The organism is Motilibacter deserti (assembly GCF_011250635.1).
In the GTDB taxonomy this organism is placed as follows: Bacteria; Actinomycetota; Actinomycetes; order Motilibacterales; family Motilibacteraceae; genus Motilibacter_A; species Motilibacter_A deserti.
In genome coordinates this window covers 1-3306 of record NZ_JAANNP010000158.1, presented here as the reverse complement: position 1 = coordinate 3306, position 3306 = coordinate 1, and the positions used below count along the sequence as shown (strand labels likewise).

Genomic DNA, 3306 nt, shown 5'->3' with positions numbered 1-3306 from the left:
CGGTGCGCGCCAAGTCGGTGCGCGCCAAGTCGGTGCGCGCCCCGTCGCCGCGCGCCCCGTCGCCGCGCGCCCGGTCGCCGCGCGCCTCGTCAGCGCACCTCTCGACCCCGCACCCCCGGGCCCCGCTCCGGCCGGCCCTGCCTCGTGCGGTGCCCATCTCAGGCGGCGGTCGCCAGCGCGCGCTCCACGACCGAGGCCAGGAGCGAGCTGACCGTGTCGCTAGTCACCACCTTGAGCAGCAGCCCGGCGAACCCGCACGCGGCGATGGTGCCGACGGCGTACTCCGCCGTCGTCATGCCGGCGTCCCGCCCGAGCAACGAGATTCGACGCTTCATCTGGATCGTCCTTCCGGTCGTGTGCTGAAGAGATCAGCGGCTGGACGACCAGCGTCGAGCGGGAGCCCCCGCCGGTGGCCGTCCGAACGGCGATCTGTGGACGCCGGGTGGGGTGTGGAAAGGCAGCGCCTCGTCCGCTGCGAGGCCGGTCAGGCCGAGCGGAGGACGGGCCCCGCCACCCCGATGACGACGGGCACCACACCGACGAGGACGAAGGCGGGGAGGAAGCACAGGGTTAGCGGCAGCGCCGCCCGGGCGCCGACGCGCGCGGCGGCCGCCTCTGCCTGCCACCGACGCTCGGCGCGCTGCTCGTCGGCGACGCGCAGCACGGTGGGGGCCAGCGGCGCACCGCTCCCCGAGCTGCGCACGACCGCGCGGGACAGGGCGGCGAGAGCGGGCTGGGCGGCTCCGGCGGCCCGCCAGGCCGAGCGTCGGTCGGCGCCGAGGCGCACGGCTGCGACCGCCTCGCGCAGCGTTGCGCCCACCTCGCCGCCCACGGCGTCGGCGACGGCCAGTGCGGCGGGCTCGAGCGGGGAGCCCGCGCCGAGGCAGGCGGCGAGCAGGTCGGCGGCGGCCACCGCGTCCGCCTGCACCCTCGCCGCGGCCCGGCGGTCGAGCGCGAGCCGGGGGTGGTCGAGCAGCCGGTACGCGACGGCAGCCGCGAGCCCTCCGAGCGCGGCCCCGACCGGCCCGCCCAGCAGGAGGGCCACTGCGCCCGCGACGAGCCCGACGGCGGGAAGCCGGACCGCCGGTCGGATGAGCACGGGCGTCGGCGTGGGACGCGGGAGGGAGCCCGCCACCGTGCCCGGCCGGCGGGCGGGGAGCAGCGCCCGGACCCTTCGGGCGGCGACCGGCGGCCGGACGAGCAGGGCCACGGCCGCCGACACGAGCAGGCAGGCGAGGAGGGCCATCGCTCAGCCGGGGTCCGCGGCACGGGCGATGCGCTCGGTCCAGGCCATTCCGAGCACGTTCAGCGCGACCCCCGCGGCGAGGCACCCGAGCCCTGGGAGCGAGCCGAGCAGGACGTCCAGCGGGGCAGCCCCGAGCAGGGTGCCCATGGCCACCCCGACCAGCGGGAGGACTGCGAGCATCCGCGCCGTCGAGCGCGGCCCGGCCAGCTGGGCCGCGACCGCGCGGCGTACGCCCTCGTCCGCGCGCAGCCCGTCGGCGACGCGCTCGAGGGCGACCGCGAGCCCGGCGCCCGTGCCCGCGGCCACGGTCCAGCAGGCTGCGACGCGGCGGAGCCCCTCCCCGCCGGGCAGTGCCGCAGCGGCGGCCAGCTCGTCGGCAGGGCTCCCGCCGGCGGCGGCCACAGCGGCCACGCGCCGCAGGCCCTCCTGGCCGGGCAGCGCCTCCACGGCGTCGACGAGGGCGGCGACCGGCGGCGCCCCTGCCCGCAGCCCGGCCGCGAGCGCGAGGCAGAGCTCGACGGTCGCGGCGCGCCGGGCGGCGCGGGCGGAGGCCTCGCGCGCGCGCCGCCGTCGCAGGCGCCATGCGACCGTCCCGCCCGCGGCCAGGACGCCCACCACCGGCCCGCCTACTGCTGCTCCTGCGAGCGCGGCCGCGACCGGCAGGGCAGCGCCCTGCATCGCGCGTCCCAGCGCCCCGGGCGAGGGAGCCGGCCGATCTCCGCGCGACACCGGGACCCGGCGTACCGGAGGCCGCACGAGGACCGCCACCGCGAGCGCGGCGAGCGCCACGGCCGAGAGCCCCGGCACGAGCGCGAGCAGCGGCCCGGCCGAGCCGGCTGCGGCAGCGCCGTCGCCCGTCATCCGCCCGCCCTGGCCAGCAGGGAGGCGAGCTGCTCGGCGCCGGGCCCCTCGCCCCGCGGGGAGAGCGCCTCGACCACCGCGCAGAGGCCGTCCCGGCGCCGGACGAGGACACCGACCGACGCGACGTGCCGCCGGCCGTCGCGCCCGCGGGCGACGTGGACCACCGCGTCGAGGGCGGCGCCGAGCTGGCTGGCGACCGCCTCGCGGCTGAGCCCGGCCGACGTGGCCAGCGCCTCGACGCGGGCGGGGACGTCCTCGGCGGCGTTCGCGTGCAACGTGCCGCTGCCCCCGTCGTGCCCGGTGTTGAGCGCCGCGAGCAGGTCCACGACCTCGGCGCCCCGCACCTCCCCGACGACGAGCCGGTCGGGCCGCATGCGCAGCGCCTGCCGGACCAGCTGGCGGAGCTGGACCTCGCCGGCCCCTTCGACGTTGGCCGCCCGCCCCTCCAGCCGCACGACGTGCGGGTGGTCCGGGTCGAGCTCGGCCGTGTCCTCGGCGATGACGATCCGCTCGTCGTCGGGCACGAGGCCGAGCAGTGCGGCGAGGAGCGTGGTCTTCCCCGCGCCCGTGCCGCCGGTGACGAGGAGCGATGCGCGCGCCGCGACGAGGTCGCGCAGGGTCTGCTCGACGAGCGGGGTGACCGCGCCGGCCGCCGCGAGCTGGGCCAGGGAGAGCGGCGTCCGGGCGGGCACCCGCAAGCTCAGATGGGTGCCGCCGACGGCGACCGGCGGGATGACCGCGTGCAGGCGCAGGCCCTGCGGCAGCCGCGCCTCCACCCACGGGGCGCCGTCGTCGAGCCGCCGCCCGGCGCTGGTGGCCAGCCGCTCGGCGATCCGCCGCACGTCCGCCTCGTCGGCGAAGCGGGCGTCGACCCGCTCGAGGCCGCCGCCGCGGTCCACCCACACGTCCGCGGGGCCGTTGACGAGGACGTCGGTCACCCGCGGGTCGGCGAGCAGCGGCTGCAGCGGGCCGAGCCCGGCGAGCTCGGCGCGCAGCGCCGCCGCCACGGCCAGCACCGGCCCGTCGCCGAGCAGGCCCCGCTCGGCGCGGAGGGCTTCGGCGACGTCGGCCGCGCTGAGCACCGCGTTCGGCGCCGCGCCGTGCCCGACGAGGCGGGACCGGACGCGCTCGAGCAGGGCGGCGTCGGGCCGGTCGTCCGTGTGGGCGAGGCGGCTCACGCCGCCTGCCGCGGGGAGCAG

Annotated in this window: 4 protein-coding genes; all 4 read right to left on the bottom strand. The window is 79.9% G+C overall.

What is annotated here, in order from left to right; genetic code table 11:
• Window positions 1-158: 158 nt before the first annotated feature.
• Window positions 159-341: a DUF4244 domain-containing protein gene (locus G9H71_RS21700; RefSeq protein WP_407939785.1), complete on the bottom strand. Its 183-nt coding sequence runs from the start codon at window positions 339-341 to the stop codon at window positions 159-161.
• Between the two features lie 143 nt (window positions 342-484).
• Window positions 485-1246 (bottom strand): type II secretion system F family protein, encoded by a 762-nt coding sequence (locus G9H71_RS21695; protein ID WP_166284849.1) that lies wholly within the window; start codon window positions 1244-1246, stop codon window positions 485-487.
• Window positions 1247-1249: 3 nt separating this feature from the next.
• Entirely contained in the window at window positions 1250-2107 is an 858-nt protein-coding gene (locus tag G9H71_RS21690; RefSeq protein ID WP_166284848.1) for a type II secretion system F family protein, read from the bottom strand.
• Window positions 2104-3306: a TadA family conjugal transfer-associated ATPase gene (locus tag G9H71_RS21685; protein ID WP_196792361.1), complete on the bottom strand. Its 1203-nt coding sequence runs from the start codon at window positions 3304-3306 to the stop codon at window positions 2104-2106. Before G9H71_RS21685 ends, G9H71_RS21690 begins: the two co-directional genes overlap by 4 nt.